General features: G+C 68.4%; 16 protein-coding genes and 3 rRNA genes. 6 read left to right on the forward strand and 13 right to left on the reverse strand.

Annotated features, from left to right (window positions below; translation table 11 throughout):
• Position 1: 1 nt before the first annotated feature.
• Positions 2-691, reverse strand: a complete 690-nt coding sequence (mtrA, locus tag OG202_RS19805; RefSeq protein ID WP_189823911.1) for a two-component system response regulator MtrA — start codon at positions 689-691, stop codon at positions 2-4.
• A gap of 8 nt (positions 692-699) precedes the next feature.
• Positions 700-1,845, reverse strand: coding sequence for an S-methyl-5-thioribose-1-phosphate isomerase (gene mtnA, locus OG202_RS19810; protein ID WP_328223225.1), 1,146 nt, complete (start codon positions 1,843-1,845; stop codon positions 700-702).
• A gap of 140 nt (positions 1,846-1,985) precedes the next feature.
• On the opposite strand from mtnA, the gene OG202_RS19815 reads away from it, so the two are divergent.
• Genes OG202_RS19815 through OG202_RS19835 form a run of 5 tightly spaced genes read left to right on the forward strand, consistent with a single transcriptional unit; the run spans position 1,986 to position 7,563 of the window.
• Positions 1,986-3,344, forward strand: coding sequence for a DUF7544 domain-containing protein (locus OG202_RS19815; protein ID WP_327729423.1), 1,359 nt, complete (start codon positions 1,986-1,988; stop codon positions 3,342-3,344).
• A gap of 40 nt (positions 3,345-3,384) precedes the next feature.
• Positions 3,385-4,074 carry a DUF4129 domain-containing protein gene (locus OG202_RS19820; RefSeq protein ID WP_326582357.1) on the forward strand — a complete coding sequence of 230 codons (690 nt, stop codon included), beginning with the start codon at positions 3,385-3,387 and terminating at the stop codon, positions 4,072-4,074.
• The gene (locus tag OG202_RS19825) at positions 4,071-5,264 is read left to right on the forward strand and encodes a DUF4350 domain-containing protein (RefSeq protein ID WP_327729422.1); all 1,194 of its coding nucleotides are present in this window, start codon (positions 4,071-4,073) and stop codon (positions 5,262-5,264) included. The genes OG202_RS19820 and OG202_RS19825 overlap by 4 nt, the downstream gene beginning before the upstream one ends.
• Entirely contained in the window at positions 5,264-6,253 is a 990-nt protein-coding gene (locus OG202_RS19830; RefSeq protein WP_326585801.1) for an AAA family ATPase, read from the forward strand. Before OG202_RS19825 ends, OG202_RS19830 begins: the two co-directional genes overlap by 1 nt.
• Positions 6,253-7,563, forward strand: a complete 1,311-nt coding sequence (locus OG202_RS19835; RefSeq protein WP_327729421.1) for a DUF58 domain-containing protein — start codon at positions 6,253-6,255, stop codon at positions 7,561-7,563. Before OG202_RS19830 ends, OG202_RS19835 begins: the two co-directional genes overlap by 1 nt.
• A 106-nt stretch (positions 7,564-7,669) precedes the next feature.
• Here OG202_RS19835 and rrf read toward each other — a convergent pair.
• From rrf to OG202_RS19855, 4 genes are all read right to left on the reverse strand, one after another.
• Positions 7,670-7,786 (reverse strand): 5S ribosomal RNA (gene rrf / locus OG202_RS19840).
• 96 nt (positions 7,787-7,882) lie between these two features.
• Positions 7,883-11,006, reverse strand: a 23S ribosomal RNA gene (locus OG202_RS19845).
• 312 nt (positions 11,007-11,318) lie between these two features.
• Positions 11,319-12,845 (reverse strand): 16S ribosomal RNA (locus OG202_RS19850).
• Together the 16S, 23S and 5S rRNA genes form the textbook arrangement of a ribosomal RNA operon.
• Positions 12,846-13,456: 611 nt before the next feature.
• Positions 13,457-14,464, reverse strand: coding sequence for a stage II sporulation protein M (locus OG202_RS19855; RefSeq protein WP_327729420.1), 1,008 nt, complete (start codon positions 14,462-14,464; stop codon positions 13,457-13,459).
• A gap of 139 nt (positions 14,465-14,603) precedes the next feature.
• On the opposite strand from OG202_RS19855, the gene OG202_RS19860 reads away from it, so the two are divergent.
• The gene (locus OG202_RS19860) at positions 14,604-15,674 is read left to right on the forward strand and encodes an RDD family protein (protein ID WP_327729419.1); all 1,071 of its coding nucleotides are present in this window, start codon (positions 14,604-14,606) and stop codon (positions 15,672-15,674) included.
• A 67-nt stretch (positions 15,675-15,741) separates the two neighbouring features.
• Here the strand turns inward: OG202_RS19860 and OG202_RS19865 are convergent, their stop codons facing one another.
• The 7 genes from OG202_RS19865 to OG202_RS19895 all read right to left on the reverse strand — a co-directional run bounded on the left by OG202_RS19865 (position 15,742) and on the right by OG202_RS19895 (position 23,608).
• Positions 15,742-16,356, reverse strand: a complete 615-nt coding sequence (locus OG202_RS19865; protein ID WP_327729418.1) for a hypothetical protein — start codon at positions 16,354-16,356, stop codon at positions 15,742-15,744.
• A gap of 150 nt (positions 16,357-16,506) precedes the next feature.
• Complete coding sequence (ahcY, locus tag OG202_RS19870; protein ID WP_328223226.1) at positions 16,507-17,964, reverse strand: adenosylhomocysteinase; 1,458 nt, start codon at positions 17,962-17,964, stop codon at positions 16,507-16,509.
• Positions 17,965-18,358: 394 nt separating this feature from the next.
• Positions 18,359-19,336 carry a cation diffusion facilitator family transporter gene (locus OG202_RS19875; protein ID WP_326582350.1) on the reverse strand — a complete coding sequence of 326 codons (978 nt, stop codon included), beginning with the start codon at positions 19,334-19,336 and terminating at the stop codon, positions 18,359-18,361.
• 186 nt (positions 19,337-19,522) lie between these two features.
• Positions 19,523-20,674 carry a mannose-6-phosphate isomerase, class I gene (gene manA, locus OG202_RS19880; RefSeq protein WP_327729416.1) on the reverse strand — a complete coding sequence of 384 codons (1,152 nt, stop codon included), beginning with the start codon at positions 20,672-20,674 and terminating at the stop codon, positions 19,523-19,525.
• A 66-nt stretch (positions 20,675-20,740) separates the two neighbouring features.
• Positions 20,741-21,868, reverse strand: a complete 1,128-nt coding sequence (locus OG202_RS19885) for an SIS domain-containing protein (RefSeq protein ID WP_326582348.1) — start codon at positions 21,866-21,868, stop codon at positions 20,741-20,743.
• A gap of 108 nt (positions 21,869-21,976) precedes the next feature.
• The gene (locus tag OG202_RS19890) at positions 21,977-22,147 is read right to left on the reverse strand and encodes a Trm112 family protein (protein ID WP_200307918.1); all 171 of its coding nucleotides are present in this window, start codon (positions 22,145-22,147) and stop codon (positions 21,977-21,979) included.
• A gap of 96 nt (positions 22,148-22,243) precedes the next feature.
• Entirely contained in the window at positions 22,244-23,608 is a 1,365-nt protein-coding gene (locus OG202_RS19895) for a phosphomannomutase/phosphoglucomutase (protein WP_326582347.1), read from the reverse strand.
• Positions 23,609-23,623: the final 15 nt, after the last annotated feature.

Raw genomic sequence — 23,623 nt, forward strand, 5'->3', positions numbered from 1 at the left:
GTCAGCTGGGCCCTGCCTTGTATCCGACACCACGGACGGTCACCACGATCTCCGGCCGCTCCGGGTCCTTCTCGACCTTGGAACGCAGCCGCTGCACATGCACGTTCACCAGACGGGTGTCCGCCGCGTGGCGGTACCCCCAGACCTGCTCCAGCAGGACCTCACGAGTGAACACCTGCCATGGCTTCCGCGCCAGCGCGACCAGCAGATCGAACTCCAGCGGCGTCAGGGCGATCGACTGCCCCTCCCGCTTCACCGAGTGCCCGGCCACATCGATGACCAGGTCACCTATGGCGAGCTGCTCCGGCGCCGGCTCCTCCGACCGCCGCAGCCGCGCCCGGATCCGGGCCACCAGCTCCTTCGGCTTGAACGGCTTCACGATGTAGTCGTCCGCGCCCGACTCCAGGCCGACCACCACATCGACGGTGTCGCTCTTGGCCGTGAGCATCACGATCGGCACCCCGGACTCCGCCCTGATCAGGCGGCACACCTCGATCCCGTCCCGGCCCGGCAGCATCAGATCCAGCAGCACCAGATCCGGTTTGGCCTCACGGAACGCGGCCAGCGCCTTGTCGCCGTCGGCTACGAAAGACGGCTCAAAACCTTCACCACGCAACACAATGCCGAGCATCTCGGCCAGTGCGGTGTCGTCGTCGACGACAAGGACTCGTCCCTTCATGAATGCCATCATCCCATTAACTAAATCGTTACCTGGCGTGACCTGTCACACAGCTCGGCAAGCGCATCAGCGGTCACGGGCGACACAGCCCCCTCCTCGGTGACGATCGCCGTCACCAACTCGCCCGGCGTCACGTCGAACGCCGGGTTGTACGCCTGGGTCCCCAGGGGTGCCACCGCGATCCCGCCTCCCGCCTCTGCTCCCGCCACCGGCACCTGAGGTGCCGTGATCTCGGTCACCTCATGGCCCGCGCGCTGTTCCACCTCGATGGACGCCCCGTCCGGGGTGTCCGGATCCACCGTCGTCACCGGCGCCACCACGATGAACGGCACGTGGTGATACCGGGCAAGCACCGCCAGCGGATACGTCCCCACCTTGTTCGCCACCGATCCGTCGGCGGCGATCCGGTCGGCGCCCACCAATACCGCGTCCACCTCCCCCGCCGCGAACAGCGAACCCGCTGCATTGTCCGTGAGCAAGGTGTACGCCATTCCGCTGCGCGCCGCCTCATAAGCCGTCAGCCGGGCACCCTGCAGCAACGGCCGTGTCTCGTCCACCCACAGCCGCCGCAGCCGCCCCGACCGGTGCGCCGCGAGCGCCACCGCGAACGCCGTGCCCTCACCACCCGACACCAGCGCCCCGGTGTTGCAGTGCGTGAGCACCCGGTGCCCGCCGCCCGGCAGCAGCTCGTCGAGCAGCGCCAGCCCGTGCGCGGCCATGCGGGAACTGGCCTCGGCGTCCTCCCGGTGCAGCGCCCGCGCCGCGACCAGTGCCGCCTCGGCGGCCCGCTTCTGATCGCCCGTCCGGCCGAGCTCGGCCCGGTACGCGGCCCGCGCCCGGCGCACACCGACAGCGAGGTTCACCGCGGTGGGCCGGGCACCTCCCAGCGCGTCGGCGGCCTCCTCCACATCGAACCCGCGCGCGGCGGCGAGCGCGACGCCGTACGCCCCGGCGATTCCCAGCAGCGGCGCCCCGCGCACGGCGAGCGAACGGATCGCCTCCACCAGCGCGGGCGCGTCCGTGCACACCAGCTCGACCTCCTCGGCAGGCAGCCTCGTCTGGTCGAGGAGGACCAGGACGGGGCCTTCGGGCGGCTCGTCCCAACGGATCGCGGGTATCCCCGTCGGCCGGATGTCGTCGCCGGATCGCGCGTACTGATCAGCCATGCGGTCAGTCTGCCCCGTATCCGTCGGACAATTGAAGGTGCGCAGCACATACGGCCCCCGGTCACTTCTCGGACACCGCGTGGCACGATGGGCGCCAACCTGCCGCCGCGACCGCGGACGGGCACCGTGAAGGAGCGACGATGAAGGACACTCCGGGCTGGGCCTCGCCCGGATCCGCCCCCTCGGGCGGCCAGGAGCCGGACCAGCAGGGCTCCGCGCAGCCGACGGACCAGACCGGCGCGGACCAGACGCAGCCGCCGTCCAAGTGGTCCAAGGAGCAGCCGCCTCCCGCCCAGTGGTCCGCTCCGAGTCCGCAGGCTCCCGGCCAGACCCCGCCACCACCGCCCGTCCCGGGCTGGGGCGGCCACCCCGGCCCCCAGCACCCCGGCCCCGGCGGCTACGGCCCGCCAGGCGGCCCCGGAGCCCCGGGAGGCCACCCCGGTTACGGCGCCCCCGGCCCGGGCTACGGCACTCCCGGCTGGGGCGGCGGCTGGGGCGGCCCCCCACCCGCGGCCAAGCCAGGTGTGATCCCGCTGCGCCCCCTCGGCATCGGCGAGATCCTGGACGGCGCGGTCTCCACCATGCGCACGCACTGGCGCACGGTCCTCGGCATCTCCCTGGCCGTCGCGGTCATCACCCAGATCGGGGTCATCCTGCTCCAGGGCCTCGTCCTCAACGACACCGCGAGCTCGGACGCCCTCAACGACCCGACCGCCACCCCCGGCGAACTGGGCCGCGCCCTGGGCGACACCCTGCTGAGCACCTCCGTCGTCATGGTGATCTCCCTGCTGGGCACCATCATCGCGACGGCCCTGCTCACGACCGTGACCAGCCGCGCCGTCCTCGGCAAGTCGGTGACCATCGCCGAGGCCTGGCGGGACGCCCGCCCGCAGCTCCTCAGGCTGGGCGGCCTGACCATCCTGCTGCTCCTGGTCGCCGGCCTGATCATGACCGTGGGCGTCCTGCCCGGCATCCTTCTCGCCGCCGGAGGCTCCACCGGCGGGGGTGTACTCCTCGCTCTCTTCGGCGGACTCGGTGCCTTCGTCCTCACCGTGTGGCTGATGATCCGCTTCTCGCTCGCCTCGCCCGCCCTGATGCTGGAGAAGCAGGGCGTCGGGAAGTCGATGAACCGCTCCGTCAAGCTGGTGCGCGGCTCGTGGTGGCGCGTCCTCGGCATCCAGCTGCTCGCCGCGATCATCGCCTACGTCGTCGCGTCGATCGTCGTGATCCCCTTCTCCTTCGCGGGCGCGGCCCTGGACGGCGACGGCATCTCCGGCCTGCTCGCCACCGGCGGCACCGCACTCGGCTGGACCTACCTCGTCATCAGCGGCGTCGGCGCGGTGATCGGGTCCACGCTCACCTTCCCGATCAGCGCGGGCGTCACCGTGCTGCTCTACATCGACCAGCGCATCCGCCGCGAGGCCCTCGACCTCGAGCTGGGCCGCGCCGCCGGTCTCCAGGGCTACGGCGACGCCCCCGGCGCCACCCCGGGGAGCTGATGGGGTGAGTCTGTCGGGGGGAGGACTGACAGCCGTACCGATGTCGTGGCGCTCGGCGGACGAGCCACCCGTCACCCTCCCGCGCGACCCCGCGCGGGAGGCGGCCCGGCGCGAACTGTCCAAGGGCATGTACCACGAGAACGACCCCAGTTGGTACGAGCGCGCCATGGACGCCTTCTGGGAGTGGCTCGACAAGGTGTTCGGCGCCGCCTCGGCCGCCACCCCCGGCGGCACGCTCGGCCTCGTGGTCATCGTCCTGGCCGTACTGGCCCTCCTCGGAGCGCTGTGGTGGCGCCTCGGCACCCCACACCGCACGCCGACCTCCTCCGCCGTGCTCTTCGACGACCGCCCCCGCAGCGCCGCCGAACACCGCGCGACCGCCGAGGCGCAGGCCGCCCAGGGCCACTGGAACCAGGCCGTCCAGGAACGCATGCGGGCCGTCGTCCGCTCGCTGGAGGAACGCGCCCTGCTCGACGTACGACCAGGCCGCACCGCCGACGAGGCGGCCTCCGAAGCCGGCTCGGTGCTCCCCGCCCACGCGGACCGACTGCACGCCGCCGCCCGGGACTTCGACGACGTCACATACGGCGGCCGTTCCGCGGCCGAAGGAACGTACCGCCGGCTCGCCGACCTCGACACCGACCTGGAACGCACCAAGCCTGCCCTGGCCAGCAGCGCCGCCGACACCGCGAGCACGGCCCGGAACACACGCCCGGGAGCCGCCGGATGACCACCGAGGCCACGCTCCCGTCCACCTCGGTCTCGCCCACGGCCCGCCAGGTGTGGACCCGCGCGCGCGGTGTCGTGCTCGCGGCGGTGATCCTCCTGGCCGCGGCCGTCGTGATCGCCGTGATCCGCTCCGGCGCCGAACACGGCCGCCTCGATCCGCGCTCCGCCGACACCGACGGCAGTCGCGCCGTCGCCGAACTCCTCGACGACCGGGGCGTGTCCACGCGTCTGGTCACCACTCTCGACGAGGCGAGCGCCGCGGCCGGCCCCGACACCACCCTCCTGGTCGCCGTCCCGGACCTGCTGACCGACGCCCAGCAGAGCCGCCTCCGCGCGGCGACCGAGGCCTCTGACGGCCGCACGGTCCTCGTCGCCCCCGGCCCCCCGTCCGTGAGCACCCTCGCGCCCGGAGTCACCGCCGACGCGGCCCTCAGCCTGGACTCCACGCTCACGCCCCGCTGCGAGCTGTCCGCCGCCCGCCGCGCGGGCAGCGCCGACACCGGCGGGGTCCGCTACCACGTCGTCTCCGGCGCGGCCGACACCTGCTACCCCGAGGACGGCCTGCCCACCCTGGTGCGCGTCCCGGCCGCCGAAGGGGACGGCGACACCGTCGTCCTCGGCGCTCCCGACATCCTCTACAACAGCAGCCTCGACGAGCAGGGCAATGCCTCCCTCGCCCTCCAACTCCTCGGCTCGCGCCCCCATGTGGTCTGGTACCTCCCCTCGCTCGCCGACGACTCGGCCCCCGACTCCGGCAGCCGCAGCTTCTTCGACCTGCTCCCCTCGGGCTGGCTCTGGGGCACCCTGCAACTCTTCTTCGCCGGAGCCCTGGCCGCCCTGTGGCGGGCACGCCGACTCGGCCCCCTGGTGCCCGAGAAACTCCCCGTCGCGATCCGCGCCTCCGAAACCGTCGAAGGCCGCGCCCGCCTCTACCGCAAGGCGGGGGCCCGCGACCGCGCGGCCGCCGCTCTTCGCTCCACCACCCGCACGCGCCTCGCCCCTCTCGTAGGTGTCCCGGTCTCCCGGGCACACACGCCCGAGGCCCTGCTCCCCGCCCTGTCCGCCCACCTCCGCGGCGACGGACAGCCCCTGCACGCCCTCCTCTTCGGCCCGCCGCCCAGCGACGACACGGCCCTCATCGCCCTCACCGACCAACTCGACGCCCTCGAAAGAGAGGTACGCCGTTCATGATGGACCCGACCACTGACAACGCCGGGACCACCGGGGATCCGGACGCCGCCCGAGCCTCCCTGGAGGCCCTGCGCGCCGAGATCGGCAAGGCCGTGGTCGGCCAGGACCCCGCTGTGACCGGCCTCGTCGTCGCCCTCCTCTGCCGCGGACACGTCCTACTGGAAGGAGTCCCTGGAGTAGCCAAGACGTTGCTCGTCCGCGCCCTCGCATCCGCACTGGAGCTGGACACCAAGCGCGTCCAGTTCACCCCGGACCTCATGCCGAGCGACGTCACCGGCTCCCTCGTCTACGACACCCGCAGCGCCGAGTTCTCCTTCCAGCCCGGCCCGGTCTTCACCAACCTGCTCCTCGCCGACGAGATCAACCGCACCCCGCCCAAGACCCAGTCCTCCCTGCTGGAGGCCATGGAGGAACGCCAGGTCACGGTCGACGGCACCCCCCGCCCACTCCCGGACCCGTTCCTGGTCGCGGCGACCCAGAACCCGGTCGAGTACGAAGGCACCTACCCCCTGCCCGAGGCCCAGCTGGACCGCTTCCTCCTCAAACTGACGGTCCCGCTCCCCTCCCGCCAGGACGAGATCGACGTCCTCACCCGCCACTCCGAGGGCTTCAACCCGCGCGACCTGCGCGCCGCCGGACTACGCCCCGTCGCGAACGCGGCCGACCTCGAAGCCGCCCGCGCCGCCGTGGCCAAGACGACGATCTCCCCCGAGATCACCGCCTACGTGGTGGACATCTGCCGCGCCACCCGGGAATCCCCGTCCCTCACCCTCGGTGTCTCCCCCCGAGGTGCCACGGCCCTGCTCGCGGCCTCCCGCGCCTGGGCCTGGCTTACGGGACGCGACTACGTCATCCCCGACGACGTCAAGGCACTCGCGCTCCCGACCCTCCGCCACCGCGTCCAGCTCCGCCCGGAAGCCGAGATGGAAGGCGTGACGGCCGACTCGGTCATCAACGCGATCCTCGCCCACGTCCCCGTCCCCCGCTGATGGCCCCCACCGGACGCGCCGCACTCCTCGCGGCCCTCGGCACCCTCCCCGTAGGCATCTGGGAGCCCAGCTGGACGGGCATCCTCGCCGTGAACGCGCCCTTGGCCCTGGCATGCGCCTGCGACTACGCTCTGGCCGCACCAGTGCGCCGCCTGGGCCTCATTCGCTCCGGCGACACCTCCGCACGCCTGGGCGAAACCGCGGACGTCACCCTCACGGTCACCAACCCCTCCAACCGTCCCCTGCGCGCCCACCTCCGCGATGCATGGCCCCCCAGCAGCTGGCTGCCCGGCTCCGAAGTGGCCGCCTCCCGCCACCGCCTCACGATCCCTCCGGGCGAGCGCCGCCGCGTCACCACCCGGCTGCGCCCCACCCGCCGCGGCGACCGCCAGGCGGACAGGGTCACGATCCGCTCGTACGGCCCCCTCGGCCTCTTCGCCCGACAGGGCGGTCACAAAGCCCCCTGGACCGTACGCGTGCTCCCGCCGTTCACCAGCCGTAAGCACCTGCCGTCCAAACTGGCCCGCCTGCGCGAACTCGACGGTCGCACCAGCGTCCTGACCCGAGGCGAGGGCACGGAGTTCGACAGCCTCCGCGAGTACATCCCCGGCGACGACACCCGCTCCATCGACTGGCGCGCCACGGCCCGTCAGTCCTCGGTCGCCGTACGCACCTGGCGCCCCGAACGCGACCGCCACATCCTCCTCGTCCTGGACACCGGCCGAACCTCCGCGGGCCGTGTGGGTGACGCGCCCCGCCTCGACGCCTCCATGGACGCGGCTCTTCTCCTGGCCGCTCTGGCCTCCCGCGCCGGCGACCGCGTGGACCTCCTGGCCTACGACCGCCACGTACGAGCCCTCGTCCAGGGCCGCACAGCGGGCGACGTTCTCCCGTCCCTGGTCAACGCCATGGCCCCGCTCGAACCCGAACTAGTCGAAACGGACGCCCGCGGCCTCACAGCCACCGCACTCCGTACGGCCCCCCGCCGCGCCCTGATCGTCCTCCTCACCACCCTCGACGCGGCCCCCGTCGAACAGGGCCTTCTCCCGGTCCTGTCCCGCCTCACCCAGCGCCATACGGTCCTGGTGGCCTCGGTCGCCGACCCGCACATCGCCCGCATGGCCGACTCCCGAGGCACCACCGATGCCGTCTACGAGGCCGCAGCAGCCGCCCAGGCCCAGGCGGACCGTCACCGCACCGCCGAACAACTCCGCCGACACGGCGTCACGGTCGTCGACGCCACTCCGGACGACCTGGCGCCGGCCCTGGCGGATGCCTATCTGGCGCTGAAGGCGGCAGGACGTCTCTGATCCATCAATCCCTCTGCCAACTCCTCTGGCCAGGAATCCCAAAAAGAGGAGAACCCGGAAACGCAAAAAGGCCCACACCATAAGGTGTGGGCCTTTCGCAATATTTGTTCGGCGGCGTCCTACTCTCCCACAGGGTCCCCCCTGCAGTACCATCGGCGCTGTAAGGCTTAGCTTCCGGGTTCGGAATGTAACCGGGCGTTTCCCTCACGCTATGACCACCGAAACACTATGAAACACTCAACCGCACCATCCCCCGTGACCAAACAAGGGAATGGGGTTGTTCGTGGTTTCAGAACCAACACAGTGGACGCGAGCAACTGAGGACAAGCCCTCGGCCTATTAGTACCAGTCAACTCCACCCGTTACCGGGCTTCCATATCTGGCCTATCAACCCAGTCGTCTACTGGGAGCCTTACCCCATCAAGTGGGTGGGAATACTCATCTCGAAGCAGGCTTCCCGCTTAGATGCTTTCAGCGGTTATCCCTCCCGAACGTAGCCAACCAGCCATGCCCTTGGCAGAACAACTGGCACACCAGAGGTTCGTCCGTCCCGGTCCTCTCGTACTAGGGACAGCCCTTCTCAATATTCCTGCGCGCGCAGCGGATAGGGACCGAACTGTCTCACGACGTTCTAAACCCAGCTCGCGTACCGCTTTAATGGGCGAACAGCCCAACCCTTGGGACCGACTCCAGCCCCAGGATGCGACGAGCCGACATCGAGGTGCCAAACCATCCCGTCGATATGGACTCTTGGGGAAGATCAGCCTGTTATCCCCGGGGTACCTTTTATCCGTTGAGCGACGGCGCTTCCACAAGCCACCGCCGGATCACTAGTCCCGACTTTCGTCCCTGCTCGACCCGTCGGTCTCACAGTCAAGCTCCCTTGTGCACTTACACTCAACACCTGATTGCCAACCAGGCTGAGGGAACCTTTGGGCGCCTCCGTTACCCTTTGGGAGGCAACCGCCCCAGTTAAACTACCCATCAGACACTGTCCCTGATCCGGATCACGGACCCAGGTTAGACATCCAGCACGACCAGACTGGTATTTCAACGACGACTCCCCCTGAACTGGCGTCCAGAGTTCACAGTCTCCCAGCTATCCTACACAAGCCGAACCGAACACCAATATCAAACTGTAGTAAAGGTCCCGGGGTCTTTCCGTCCTGCTGCGCGAAACGAGCATCTTTACTCGTAGTGCAATTTCACCGGGCCTATGGTTGAGACAGTCGAGAAGTCGTTACGCCATTCGTGCAGGTCGGAACTTACCCGACAAGGAATTTCGCTACCTTAGGATGGTTATAGTTACCACCGCCGTTTACTGGCGCTTAAGTTCTCAGCTTCGCCACCCCGAAGAGTGACTAACCGGTCCCCTTAACGTTCCAGCACCGGGCAGGCGTCAGTCCGTATACATCGCCTTACGGCTTCGCACGGACCTGTGTTTTTAGTAAACAGTCGCTTCTCGCTGGTCTCTGCGGCCACCCCCAGCTCGAAGAGCACGTCCTCTCACCAGTGATGGCCCCCCTTCTCCCGAAGTTACGGGGGCATTTTGCCGAGTTCCTTAACCATAGTTCACCCGAACGCCTCGGTATTCTCTACCAGACCACCTGAGTCGGTTTAGGGTACGGGCCGCCATGAAACTCGCTAGAGGCTTTTCTCGACAGCATAGGATCATCCACTTCACCACAATCGGCTCGGCATCAGGTCTCAGACTATTGCCAGGCGGATTTACCTACCTGACGTCCTACACCCTTACCCCGGGACAACCACCGCCCGGGATGGACTACCTTCCTGCGTCACCCCATCACTCACCTACTGCAAGTCTGGTCCGTCGGCTCCACCACTTCCCTTTCCCCGAAGGGTCCGGGACGGCTTCACGGACTTAGCATCGCCTGGTTCAATGTTTGACGCTTCACAGCGGGTACCGGAATATCAACCGGTTATCCATCGACTACGCCTGTCGGCCTCGCCTTAGGTCCCGACTTACCCTGGGCAGATCAGCTTGACCCAGGAACCCTTGGTCAATCGGCGCACACGTTTCTCACGTGTGTATCGCTACTCATGCCTGCATTCTCACTCGTGAACCGTCCACAACTCGCTTCCGCGGCTGCTTCACCCGGCACACGACGCTCCCCTACCCATCCATACAGGCGTTGGCCCTATTGTATGAATGACACGACTTCGGCGGTACGCTTGAGCCCCGCTACATTGTCGGCGCGGAATCACTAGACCAGTGAGCTATTACGCACTCTTTCAAGGGTGGCTGCTTCTAAGCCAACCTCCTGGTTGTCTGTGCGACTCCACATCCTTTCCCACTTAGCGTACGCTTAGGGGCCTTAGTCGATGCTCTGGGCTGTTTCCCTCTCGACCATGGAGCTTATCCCCCACAGTCTCACTGCCGCGCTCTCACTTACCGGCATTCGGAGTTTGGCTAAGGTCAGTAACCCGGTAGGGCCCATCGCCTATCCAGTGCTCTACCTCCGGCAAGAAACACACGACGCTGCACCTAAATGCATTTCGGGGAGAACCAGCTATCACGGAGTTTGATTGGCCTTTCACCCCTAACCACAGGTCATCCCCCAGGTTTTCAACCCTGGTGGGTTCGGTCCTCCACGAAGTCTTACCTCCGCTTCAACCTGCCCATGGCTAGATCACTCCGCTTCGGGTCTTGAGCGTGCTACTAAAGTCGCCCTGTTCGGACTCGCTTTCGCTACGGCTACCCCACCCGGGTTAACCTCGCAACACACCGCAAACTCGCAGGCTCATTCTTCAAAAGGCACGCAGTCACGACGCACCGAGCAAAGCTCGATACGCGACGCTCCCACGGCTTGTAGGCACACGGTTTCAGGTACTATTTCACTCCGCTCCCGCGGTACTTTTCACCATTCCCTCACGGTACTATCCGCTATCGGTCACCAGGGAATATTTAGGCTTAGCGGGTGGTCCCGCCAGATTCACACGGGATTTCTCGGGCCCCGTGCTACTTGGGTGTCTCTCAAACGAGCCGTACAGATTTCAGCTACGGGGGTCTTACCCTCTACGCCGGACCTTTCGCATGTCCTTCGCCTACCCATACGGTTTCTGACTCGCCGACCAGCCGGCAGACTGATCAAGAGAGATCCCACAACCCCGTATACGCAACCCCTGCCGGGTCTCACACGCATACGGTTTGGCCTCATCCGGTTTCGCTCGCCACTACTCCCGGAATCACGGTTGTTTTCTCTTCCTGCGGGTACTGAGATGTTTCACTTCCCCGCGTTCCCTCCACTTGCCCTATGTGTTCAGGCAAGGGTGACAGCCCATGACGACTGCCGGGTTTCCCCATTCGGACACCCCCGGATCAAAGCCTGGTTGACGACTCCCCGGGGCCTATCGTGGCCTCCCACGTCCTTCATCGGTTCCTGGTGCCAAGGCATCCACCGTGCGCCCTTAAAAACTTGGCCACAGATGCTCGCGTCCACTGTGCAGTTCTCAAACAACGACCAACCACCCATCACCCCGGACCAGAAGTCCGAGTGCACTGGGGCCGGCACTGAAGGCGACCTGAACGGCCATACCCTCAGACACCCAACAGCGTGCCCGACCCGATCGACGTCCGGAGATCATGCTTTCCACGCCCTTACGGACAGTACTCACAGCCTCCGACCCGTGAACCGGTCGAATAATCAACGTTCCACCCTTGAGCAACCAGCATCAGTCGTTCGCTGATGTCCTGGCCTCTGATCCGGCAAAGCCGGATAAGAAGTGCTCCTTAGAAAGGAGGTGATCCAGCCGCACCTTCCGGTACGGCTACCTTGTTACGACTTCGTCCCAATCGCCAGTCCCACCTTCGACAGCTCCCTCCCACAAGGGGTTGGGCCACCGGCTTCGGGTGTTACCGACTTTCGTGACGTGACGGGCGGTGTGTACAAGGCCCGGGAACGTATTCACCGCAGCAATGCTGATCTGCGATTACTAGCAACTCCGACTTCATGGGGTCGAGTTGCAGACCCCAATCCGAACTGAGACAGGCTTTTTGAGATTCGCTCCGCCTCACGGCTTCGCAGCTCATTGTACCTGCCATTGTAGCACGTGTGCAGCCCAAGACATAAGGGGCATGATGACTTGACGTCGTCCCCACCTTCCTCCGAGTTGACCCCGGCAGTCTCCTGTGAGTCCCCATCACCCCGAAGGGCATGCTGGCAACACAGAACAAGGGTTGCGCTCGTTGCGGGACTTAACCCAACATCTCACGACACGAGCTGACGACAGCCATGCACCACCTGTACACCGACCACAAGGGGGCGACCATCTCTGGCCGTTTCCGGTGTATGTCAAGCCTTGGTAAGGTTCTTCGCGTTGCGTCGAATTAAGCCACATGCTCCGCTGCTTGTGCGGGCCCCCGTCAATTCCTTTGAGTTTTAGCCTTGCGGCCGTACTCCCCAGGCGGGGAACTTAATGCGTTAGCTGCGGCACCGACGACGTGGAATGTCGCCAACACCTAGTTCCCACCGTTTACGGCGTGGACTACCAGGGTATCTAATCCTGTTCGCTCCCCACGCTTTCGCTCCTCAGCGTCAGTAATGGCCCAGAGATCCGCCTTCGCCACCGGTGTTCCTCCTGATATCTGCGCATTTCACCGCTACACCAGGAATTCCGATCTCCCCTACCACACTCTAGTCTGCCCGTATCGAATGCAGACCCGGGGTTAAGCCCCGGGCTTTCACATCCGACGCGACAGACCGCCTACGAGCTCTTTACGCCCAATAATTCCGGACAACGCTCGCGCCCTACGTATTACCGCGGCTGCTGGCACGTAGTTAGCCGGCGCTTCTTCTGCAGGTACCGTCACTTTCGCTTCTTCCCTGCTGAAAGAGGTTTACAACCCGAAGGCCGTCATCCCTCACGCGGCGTCGCTGCATCAGGCTTTCGCCCATTGTGCAATATTCCCCACTGCTGCCTCCCGTAGGAGTCTGGGCCGTGTCTCAGTCCCAGTGTGGCCGGTCGCCCTCTCAGGCCGGCTACCCGTCGTCGCCTTGGTGAGCCGTTACCTCACCAACAAGCTGATAGGCCGCGGGCTCATCCTTCACCGCCGGAGCTTTCCACACTCATCGGATGCCCGAGAGTGTTGTATCCGGTATTAGACCCCGTTTCCAGGGCTTGTCCCAGAGTGAAGGGCAGATTGCCCACGTGTTACTCACCCGTTCGCCACTAATCCCCACCGAAGTGGTTCATCGTTCGACTTGCATGTGTTAAGCACGCCGCCAGCGTTCGTCCTGAGCCAGGATCAAACTCTCCGTGAATGTTTTCCCGACTGTGCTTAATGAAAAGCGCGGGTCGACACCACGAGAGCGGAACAGTCAGGCGGAATAAGCCCGACCGTTCACAGCGTCCTCGCTGTGTTTTACTTCAAAGGAACCTCGCCCCAACCGAAACCGGCCGGGAACGGGGTATCAACATATCTGGCGTTGATTTTTGGCACGCTGTTGAGTTCTCAAGGAACGGACGCTTCCTTTGTACTCACCCAAGCTACTCTCGGGCTTTCCTCCGGGCAGTTTCCCTTCGGTCTTGCGTTTCCAACCCTACCAGATCCGTTTTCCGTTCCGTTCCCGGTCGGAATTCATTTCCGGTGGCCGTTGGAGGGCCGTGCCTAATTGATTGCCTTGCGACTTTCTTTCGGCGAGTCCGACTTTATCAGAAGTTTTTCGCCGGACTGACCGGCCACTCGTTCCTGATTCATCGGATAGGGCTCACTCGTGAAATTGCTTTGCACGACAAGCCGATAGATTTCACTGCCGCCTGGGGCATGTCCACCTCTAGGCAACTGTTCTAATCTACCTCCCCACACGCACCGTGTCAACGGCTCTTGCGGGAACGAAGAGGAGACTAACAGCCCGACGGGGGTCAACGCACATCAGGCGGCCACGGGGACCGCGGCACTTCGTTCGTGTTCCTCGACATCGCCCGTCTCACCGGCCCTGACAGCTCGTCCGCCCAGGACATAGACGTACGCGAGGAAGACGAGCTCGGCGAGGACTCCGATGCCGATGCGGGCCCAGGTGGGCAGGCCGGACGGGGTGACGAAGCCTTCGATGGCGCCGGAGATGAAGAGGACCAGCGCCAGGCCTATCGCCATGCCCAGGGCGGCTCGTCCCTCCTCGGCCAGGGCCGAACGGCGGGTGCGGGGGCCTGGGTCGATGACGGTCCAGCCGAGGCGCAGGCCCGTGCCTGCGGCCACGAAGACAGCGGTCAGTTCCAGCAGGCCGTGCGGGAGGATCAGGCCGAGGAAGACGTCGAGGCGGCCGGCCGAGGTCATCAGGCCGATGCCCACGCCCAGGTTGAGCATGTTCAGGAGCAGGATCCAGAGGACCGGCAGGCCCAGGAAGATGCCCAGGACCAGGCACATCGCGGCGGCCTGGGCGTTGTTCGTCCATACCTGGGCCGCGAAGGACGCGGCGGGATGACTCGAGTAGTAGGTCTCGTACTGGCCGCCGGGGCGGGTCATCTCGCGCAGGGCGTCGGGGGCCGCGATGCTGGCCTGGACCTCCGGGTGGGTGCCGATCCACCACCCCAGGAGCACGGCGACGAGGGTGGAGAGCAGCGCGGTGGGGACCCACCAGTGGCGGGAACGGTAGACAGCCGCGGGGAAGCCGTGGGTCAGGAAGCGGGTGATGTCGCGCCAGGAGGCCCGTCGGTTTCCCGTCACGGCGCTACGCGCGCGTGCCACCAGTTGGCTGAGGCGCCCGGTGAGCTGAGGATCCGGGGCGCTGGACTGGATCAGCGAGAGGTGGGTGGCGGTGCGCTGGTAGAGGGTGACGAGTTCGTCGACCTCGGCTCCGTCGAGGCGGCGCTGGCGGCGGAGCAGGGCGTCGAGGCGGTCCCACTCCGCGCGATGGGCGGACACGAAGACATCGAGGTCCATCGGGTGTGCTGCTCCTCGTCCCTCTCATACCGCGTGTCGGCTTGTCGTACTGGTCGTACTGCGGCGCGATGTGACCTCAGCTTGGCAGACTGGCCACTCTCGGGGCAGGTCAGGGGATGAAACCGGAAGGACTACGGGTGTGAGTGAGCTAGTGACGGGCGAGGCGGTGGCGCTGGAGCTGCGTCCCGCGAAGCTGCCGAGCCGGGCGCTGGCCGTGCTGCTCGACCTGATCGTGGCCATGGTCGTCTACCTCGCGGTGGTCCTGATCCTGGTGCTGTCGACGGCCGGCCTCGACGAGGCGGCCCAGATGGCGATATCCGTCGCGAGCTTCCTGCTCGTCCTGGTGGGTGGGCCGATCGCGGTGGAGACGCTGAGCCATGGGCGCTCGCTGGGAAAACTGGCGTGCGGGCTGCGGGTGGTGCGGGACGACGGTGGACCGATCCGGTTCCGGCACGCGCTGGTGCGTGGGGCGGTCGGGGTGGTCGAGATCCTGATGACGTTCGGGGTCGTCGCCTGCATCGCCTCGCTCGTGTCGGCGCGGGGTCGCCGGCTGGGTGACGTGTTCGCGGGGACGTTGGTCGTGCGGGAGAGGGTTCCGGCCGGGCAGGCGGCGTTCGTGCCTCCTCCGCCGCCCTGGCTCGCGGGGCAGTTCTCCGAGCTCGACCTGTCCGCCGTTCCGGACGGTCTGTGGCTGGCCATCCGCCAGTACCTGACGCGGATGCGGCAGCTGGACCCGCACGTCGGCGCGGCCATGGCGGAACGTCTCGCCTCGGATCTGGCCGCCCGTACGGGCGCTCCGGCGCCGTACGGGGTTCCCCCGGGCGCGTATCTGGCGGCCGTGGTGCACGAGCGGCAGGCTCGGGAGGCTCGCCATGCGTTCGGGAGCTCGGCCGGTGCGGGTGGGGGTGGCGTGCCGGGTCCTGCCGGTACGCCCGGTGCGGTCGTACCGGGGGCGCCGGTCGGTGGGCCGGGGTGGGGTGCGCCGGTGGCTCAGCCTCCGGTCGCTCCGGCGTATGCGCCGCCTGGGGGGTATGTGAGCCCGGCCCCGCCTCCGAGCGCCCCCGGGTACGTACCGCCGGCGGGAGCCGCAGGTGCTGGTCCCGGGGCCGGTGGTCCCGGCGCTGTCGTTCCCCCCGCGCCGGTGGCCCCCGAGTCGCCGCAGGAGCCCTCTGACGGGCGGCCGAGCACCGGTTTCGCGCCGCCTGCGTGAGTCACGGCTGATCGGCCCGCCCGCTGAGCCGCTGTCGGCCGGACTCGGCGTCAGTCGGACGTCGGCTTCAGTCGAACGTCGAGGGCGGTGTCTCCAGGTGGTCCAGCTCGATTCCGGGTGCCGCCAGAACGACGTCGCCCGCGATGTGAACGGTGTGCCGCTCGCCGGTGTCCAGGGCTGTGACCTGGTATTCGTCCACGGTCAGGGGGCCGTTGTCAGTGGCGTGTGCTTCTCTTTCGATCAAGGCCCAGGACTGGTCCAGGGTGCGCGGGGCGAGGACCGGGTCGGTGAAGGCGACGAGGCGTACGCGGGTGGCCGGTGTCGAGGGGGCGAGACGGAGGAGGCGGGCTGTGGCGATCAGGAACGCCGGGGAGGTGCCGGTGAAGGCGTGCGCGCGGACATTGCCTTCGGTGGCCTCCGTGCCGGTGGGGTCGGTGCGGACCCAGGTGACGCCGTCGAGGGCGGCGCCGCGGACCTGCCAGCTCGCGGCGTGGAGTTCGAGGCGGATGGGGCGGCCGAGGTCGTCGAGGGCGAGGTCGACGGAACCGGCATGGTCACCGGAAGGGGCGGTCAGCTGGGAGACATAGCGCCAGCCGGACGGGCCGGGCGCGCAGTGGAAGTGTTCTTCGGCGAGGAGGGTGTGGTCGTGCGGGTCATGGAGCGAATACCGGCCGCGGGGCATGGGGGTCCTGGGTCTTGACGGGCTGGTCCTGCCGACGTGCGGGGCGGGAGCCGAACGGGCAGGCCCCCGGCACGGGGGTGCGGGGGCCTGCCTGGGCGCTGCTGCCGAGACGGGTGCGCCCGTGCACGGACGCACCCGCCGCCGGGCGGATCAGTAGCGGTACTGGTCCGACTTGTAGGGGCCCTCGACCTCGACGCCGATGTAGGCGGCCTGCTCGGGGCGGAGCGTGGTCAGCTTCACGCCGAGCGCGTCGAGGTGGAGACGGGCGACCTTCTCGTCGAGGTGCTTGGGCAGCGTGTAGACGCCGATCGGGTACTGCGACTGCTTGGTGAACAGCTCGATCTGGGCCAGCGTCTGGTCCGCGAAGGAGTTGGACATCACGAACGACGGGTGACCGGTGGCGTTGCCCAGGTTCAGCAGACGGCCCTCCGACAGCACGATGAGGACCTTGCCGCCGGGGAGCGTCCAGGTGTGGACCTGTGGCTTGACCTCGTCCTTGACGATGCCCGGGATCCGCGCCAGACCGGCCATGTCGATCTCGTTGTCGAAGTGGCCGATGTTTCCGACGATCGCCTGGTGCTTCATCCTGGCCATGTCCGAGGCCATGATGATGTCCTTGTTGCCGGTCGTGGTGATGAAGATGTCGGCCGTCTCCACGACCTCGTCGAGCGTCGTGACCTGGTAGCCGTCCATCGCCGCCTGCAGCGCGCAGATCGGGTCGATCTCGGTGACGATCACCCGGGCGCCCTGCCCCCGCAGCGACTCCGCACAGCCCTTGCCCACATCACCGTAACCGCACACGACGGCCGTCTTGCCGCCGATGAGGACATCGGTGGCCCGGTTGATGCCATCGATCAGGGAATGCCGGCAGCCGTACTTGTTGTCGAACTTCGACTTGGTGACCGCGTCGTTCACATTGATCGCCGGGAACAGCAGCACACCGTCACGCTGCATCTCGTACAACCGGTGGACACCCGTCGTGGTCTCCTCCGTCACACCACGGATCTCCGAGGCGAGCTGGGTCCACTTCTGGGAGCCGTCGGTGATGGTGCGGTTCAGGAGTTCGAGGACGACGCGGTGCTCGTCGTTCTCGGCGGTGTCGACGGCAGGGACCTTGCCGTCCTTCTCGTACTCGACGCCCTTGTGGACGAGGAGGGTGGCGTCACCGCCGTCGTCCAGGATCATGTTCGGGCCGCCGGTCGGGCTGTCCGGCCAGGTCAGCGCCTGCTCCGTGCACCACCAGTACTCTTCCAGGGTCTCGCCCTTCCAGGCGAAGACCGGGACGCCCTGCGGGTTGTCCACCGTGCCGTTCGGGCCGACCGCGATGGCGGCGGCGGCGTGGTCCTGGGTGGAGAAGATGTTGCAGGAGGCCCAGCGGACCTGGGCGCCGAGGGCGACCAGGGTCTCGATGAGGACGGCGGTCTGCACGGTCATGTGCAGGGAGCCGGTGACGCGGGCGCCGGCGAGAGGCTGGGCCTCGGCGTACTCCTTGCGGATCGCCATCAGGCCGGGCATCTCGTGCTCGGCGAGGGTGATCTCCTTGCGGCCGAAAGCGGCCAGGGAGAGGTCGGCGACCTTGAAGTCCTGTCGGTTGTCGACAGTCGTCATGCGAGCTGCTCCTCGGTGTCGGGTCGAGGGTGGGTAGGGCTGGTCTGCGCGGCGGCGGACACAGGGGTGCCCCGAAGAGGACACAGGCATGCCCGCGTGCGCGCAGCGCAGTCCGTCGGAGGCCCTCTCTCCCTCGGTCGGTCCGCGAGGGGACCGCCCGACCGCCATCAGCAGCGACGTCTGGCTCCGTCCCAAGCTACACCGGTCGGCCCGGCCTGCCCCAGTCCGCCTGCGTACAGGATCAAGCCGAAGGGAGTGGTGTGGGCGGGCGGGCGGACCTGAGGCGGAAAGCCGTAGGGGGCGCGAGCCGTGGCGGGCCGGGGACGGCGAAGGGCCCGTCGCGACGGTTCGCGACGGGCCCCGGTGCTCGGTGCCTGGTGGAGTGGCCGGTGGGTCAGTGTTCGGCGGTGGGGGCCGGGCCGCCGGGGGCGGCCTCGGCGTCGGCGCCCTTGGCGGCCTCCGCCTCGCTGTAGATGTCGGGCTCCAGGTAGATGACGCGAGCGATCGGGACGGCCTCGCGGATGCGGGCCTCGGCGGCGTCGATCGCGTGGGCGACCTCGGTGGCCGTTTCGTCGTGGCGGACGGCGATCTTGGCGGCGACCAGCAGTTCCTCGGGACCGAGGTGGAGCGTGCGCATGTGGATGATGCCGGGGACCGTGTCGCCGTCGACGATCGCGGCCTCGATCTTCTTGACGTCCTCCACACCGGCGGCCTCGCCCAGGAGCAGGGACTTGGTCTCGGCGGCGAGGATGATCGCGATGAGGATGAGCAGGACGCCGATGCAGAGGGTGCCGATGCCGTCCCAGACGCCGTCACCGGTGAGCAGGGCGAGGCCGACGCCGCCGAGGGCGAGGATCAGACCGACGAGAGCACCGAGGTCCTCCAGGAGGACGACCGGCAGCTCGGGGGCCTTGGCGTGGCGGACGAACTCGGTCCAGGACCTCTTGCCCCGCAGGACGTTGGATTCCTTGATGGCGGTCCGGAAGGAGAACGACTCGGCGATGATCGCGAAGACGAGGACGCCGACCGGCCAGTACCAGTTCTCGATCTCGTGCGGGTGCTTGATCTTCTCGTAGCCCTCGTAGAGGGCGAACATGCCGCCGACGGAGAAGAGGACGATGGAGACGAGGAAGGCGTAGATGTAGCGCTCGCGGCCGTAGCCGAAGGGGTGTTGCGGGGTCGCTTCGCGTTTGGCCTTCTTGCCGCCGAGGAGCAGCAGTGCCTGGTTGCCCGAGTCGGCGAGCGAGTGCACGGACTCGGCGAGCATCGACGACGAGTGGCTGAAGAGGAACGCCACGAACTTCGCTACCGCGATCGCGAGGTTGGCGGCGAGTGCCGCCACGATCGCCTTGGTGCCGCCTGACGCGCTCATGTGTCCGAGGTGTCCCTTCGCCTACGCATATGTCTGTGCGTGGGCACGTGTACCCACGCTTCCGTCCGTCACCGGCCGGGCTTTGCCCGCCTTTTGCAGGGGGCATTGTTGCAGCCCGGTCCGGCGTCGTCGCGTCAGGCTGTGGATCAGGGAGGGTTGACGCCGCTCACCAAGGGATCGCGCCGCTCAGGCGACCACGGTGGCGCGGAACAGGGTGCCGGGTCCGGACACCTCGGCCTTCTCGTCCGCCGGTACGAAGACGGACTCGCCGGGGGCGAGCGTGTGTTCGCCCGCGCGGACCGAACCGGCCGTGCAGAGGAGGATCTGCGGGGTGGCGCGGGTGAGGTCGTGCGGGGCGGTGGCCTCGGGAAGGACGAAGCGGGAGAGGCGGAACTCGTCGATGGGGGTCTCGTAGACCTCCTCGCCGTCCGGGGACGCCTCGGGGCGCAGGACGCCGGGGTCGGTCGCCTCGAAGCGGACGATGCGCAGGAGTTCGGGGACGTCGACGTGCTTGGGGGTCAGGCCGCAGCGCAGGACGTTGTCGGAGTTGGCCATGATCTCCACGCCGAGGCCGTTCAGATACGCGTGCGGGATGCCGGCGCCGAGGAACAGGGCCTCGCCGGGCTGCAGGCGTACGTGGTTGAGGAGCATGGCTGCGATGACGCCTGGGTCGCCCGGGTAGTGGTGGGCGATGTCGGCGTACGGGGCGTAGGCGCCGCCGAGACGGGCGCAGGCGGCCGCGGCCTCGGTGACCGTGTGGGCCGTCTCCTCGGGGTCGGCGCCCAGGACCGCGGTCAACACCTCGCGCAGCGCGGCCTCTTCGGGGTGGGCGTGCAGGAGGTCGACGTACGGCTTCAGGGAGTCGACGTCGAGGGCGGCGAGCAGGTCGGCGGCCTGGAGCGGGTCCCGGAAGCCGCAGAGGCCGTCGAACTCCGTGAGGGCGCAGATCAGTTCCGGCTTGTGGTTGGCGTCCTTGTAGTTGCGGTGGCCTGCGTCGATCGGGATGCCGCGCCGTACCTCGTCCTCGTAGCCCTCCCTGGCCTGTTCGAGGTCGGGGTGGACCTGGAGGGAGAGCGGGGCGCCTGCGGCGAGGAGCTTCAGGAGGAACGGGAGACGGGGGCCGAACCTGGCGACCGTTCGACGTCCCAGCTCGCGTTCCGGGGCCTCGTCGATCACCTCGGTGAGGGGGCCGCGCCCGGTGCGCGAGGGGGCGCCGGGGTGGGCGCCCATCCACATCTCCGCCTGCGGCTCGCCGGTGGGGGCCACACCCAGGAGCTGCGGGATGGCGGTGGTCGAACCCCAGGCGTAGGGGCGGACGGTGTTGTCGAGGCGGTCCATGGTGTGTGCTTCTCCGTAGGTGGGGAGCCGGCCGATGCCCCGGTCAGGGGCGGACTCCGGTAAAGATCAGGCTCCGGAAGCGAGCGACAGGTAAACGGCGGCGAAATCGGTGATGGCGATCATCTCCGCGAGGGTCTCCAGGTCGCTGCCCTCCTCGGGTTCCAGCTCGCTGATCGCGGCGTCGTGGCCGAGGGCCAGCTCGCGGGCGGCCGGGACGCCGCTCAGACCACCGGTCGGGCGGTCGCGGACGAGCACCACGCGCGCGTGCAGGACGGGTGCGTCCTCGACGCGGTCGCGGAAGAAGTCGTCGGGGTCGGCGTTCGCGGCCAGTGGGCCGGAGAGCAGCACCGTGTGCGAGGCGAGTGCCTCCGGCAGCTGGGCCGCGAGGGCGGGGCGGCCCCCCAGCTCGGCGAGCGCGGAGGCGAAACGGCGGCCCACCGGGCCCGCGGCCTGGCCTTCGGTCCAGATCAGCGGGAGCGCGTCGGCCAGCTCGGCGGCGAGCGTCTTGGCGGGGTTGCTGTAGGTGGCGATGGCCGGGCCGCAGCGCTCGGCGACACGGTCGAGGCGGTCGGCGACCTTCTGCAGGGCGTCCGGCGGGGCGTCGATCAGGCCGGTGCGGTCCAGCAGGGCGAGCATCGGGGTGAGCAGCGCCCACAGGACTCCGGGAGCGGCGGCGCCGAGGGGCGCCTCCTGCTCGTACGGGGCGGTCGCCATCGGTACGAAGAGGCCGTGGGCGCCTTCCACCGCCTCGGCGACGGGGGTGCGGGGCGGGGCGACGGCGACGACCGTGCTGCCTCGGCGGTACGCCTGGTCGACGAGGAGCGACAGGCCCGGTTCGCTGCCGTCCGCGGTGGCGACCAGGAGGAGGTCGACCGGGCCCGCCCAGCCGGGGAGCTCCCAGCGGAGGGCGCCCGCGGCGGGGGCCACGCCGGTGGGGTGGAGGCGGGTGATGGGGCAGCTGGACCCCGCGAGGGCGCCGAGCAGGTCGGCGACGCCCGCGGAGGCCATGCCGGGGCCCGCGATCAGGAGGGCGCGGGGGCGGCCGTCCGGTTTCAGTTCGGGGATGCCCGCCTCGGTACCGAGGCGGATCGCCGTGCGGACCCGGGCGCCTGCCTCGGCGGCGCCGCGGAGCAGGTCGCGGCGGTCCGCCTCCGCGAGGGCTTCGGGGGTGTCTAGCAGCGAGTCGTCGAGCATGGGCGGCAGCCTCCGATCGCCGGGTGCCCTGTTACGCCTTTTCGCCTCTACGCCGGGTTTCCCGGCCGGGGCGGGGTTAGGCCTTGCGCGGGAGCCTGATCGCGCGGGTCACGCGGGGCGGCGGGCCTCGTCGACGAGGAGTACGGGGATGCCGTCCCGGATCGGGTAGGCGAGGCCGCAGTCCTGGCTCGTGCAGGCCAGCTCGGTGTCCTCCTCCGTGAGGGGGGCGTGGCACGCCGGGCAGGCGAGGATCTCCAGGAGGCCGGCTTCGAGCGGCATGTCGGGTCCCTTCGGGGGCGGGTCGGTGCGGTGCGGCCTGGTCAGAGTACCGCCGTGCGGGGGTCGGCGCCGGGGTTGGGGCTCGGGGCCCGGTACTCACGCCCTGATGATCCCCAGGACCTCGTCCCGTACCTTCGCCATGGTCGTCTCGTCCTTCGCCTCCGCGTTCAGGCGGAGCAGCGGTTCCGTGTTGGAGGGGCGGACGTTGAACCACCAGTCGGCGGCGGAGACGGTCAGGCCGTCGAGGTCGTCCAGGGTGATGCCCGCGCGGTCCTCGTACGCGGAGCGGATCGCGGCCAGGCGGCCCGTCTGGTCGGCGACCGTGGAGTTGATCTCGCCGGAGCCGGCGTAGCGGTCGTACTGGGCGACGAGGCCGGAGAGGGGGCCGTCCTGGCCGCCGAGGGCGGCGAGGACGTGGAGGGCGGCCAGCATGCCCGTGTCGGCGTTCCAGAAGTCGGCGAAGTAGTAGTGGGCGGAGTGCTCGCCGCCGAAGATGGCGCCGGCCCTGGCCATCTCGGCCTTGATGAAGGAGTGGCCGACGCGGGTGCGCACCGGCGTGCCGCCGTTCTCCCGCACCACCTCCGGGACGGACCAGGAGGTGATCAGGTTGTGAATGACCGTGCCCTTGCCGCCGTGTCTGGCGAGCTCGCGGGCGGCCACCAGGGCGGTGATCACGGAGGGGGAGACGGGGTCGCCCTGCTCGTCGACGACGAAGCAGCGGTCGGCGTCGCCGTCGAAGGCGAGGCCGAGGTCGGCGCCCTCCTCGCGGACACGCTTCTGGAGGTCGACGATGTTCGCCGGGTCGAGGGGGTTGGCCTCGTGGTTCGGGAAGGTGCCGTCCAGTTCGAAGTACAGGGGGACGAGGTCGAGGGGGAGGCCGGCGAAGACCGTGGGGACGGTGTGGCCGCCCATGCCGTTGCCCGCGTCGACGACGACCTTGAGGGGGCGGATGGGGGTCAGGTCGACGAGGCCGCGCAGGTGCGCCGCGTAGTCCTCCAACGTGTCCCGCCGGGTGATCGCCCCCGGCGTGGCGGCCGGTGCCGGCGCGCCCGACTCGCTCCAGCCCTCGACCAGTTCGCGGATCTCGGCGAGGCCGGTGTCCTGGCCGACGGGGGCGGCGCCCGCGCGGCACAACTTGATGCCGTTGTACCGGGCGGGGTTGTGGGAGGCCGTGAACATCGCGCCGGGCAGGTTCAGCGCGCCCGAGGCGTAGTACAGCTGGTCCGTCGAACAGAGGCCGATCTCGGTCACGTTCACCCCGAGCGCCGCCGCCCCGCGCGCGAAGGCACGCGACAGGCCGGGCGAGGAGGGTCTCATGTCGTGGCCGGTCACGATGGCTTTCGCGCCGGTCACCCGTACGAAGGCCGCCCCGAAGAGCTCGGCCAGGGTCTCGTCCCACTGGTCCGGGACCACCCCGCGTACGTCGTACGCCTTCACGATCGTCGACAGGTCAGCAGTCATGGTCAAACCCTCCTG

Source organism: Streptomyces sp. NBC_00310, from assembly GCF_036208085.1.
In the GTDB taxonomy this organism is placed as follows: domain Bacteria; phylum Actinomycetota; class Actinomycetes; order Streptomycetales; family Streptomycetaceae; genus Streptomyces.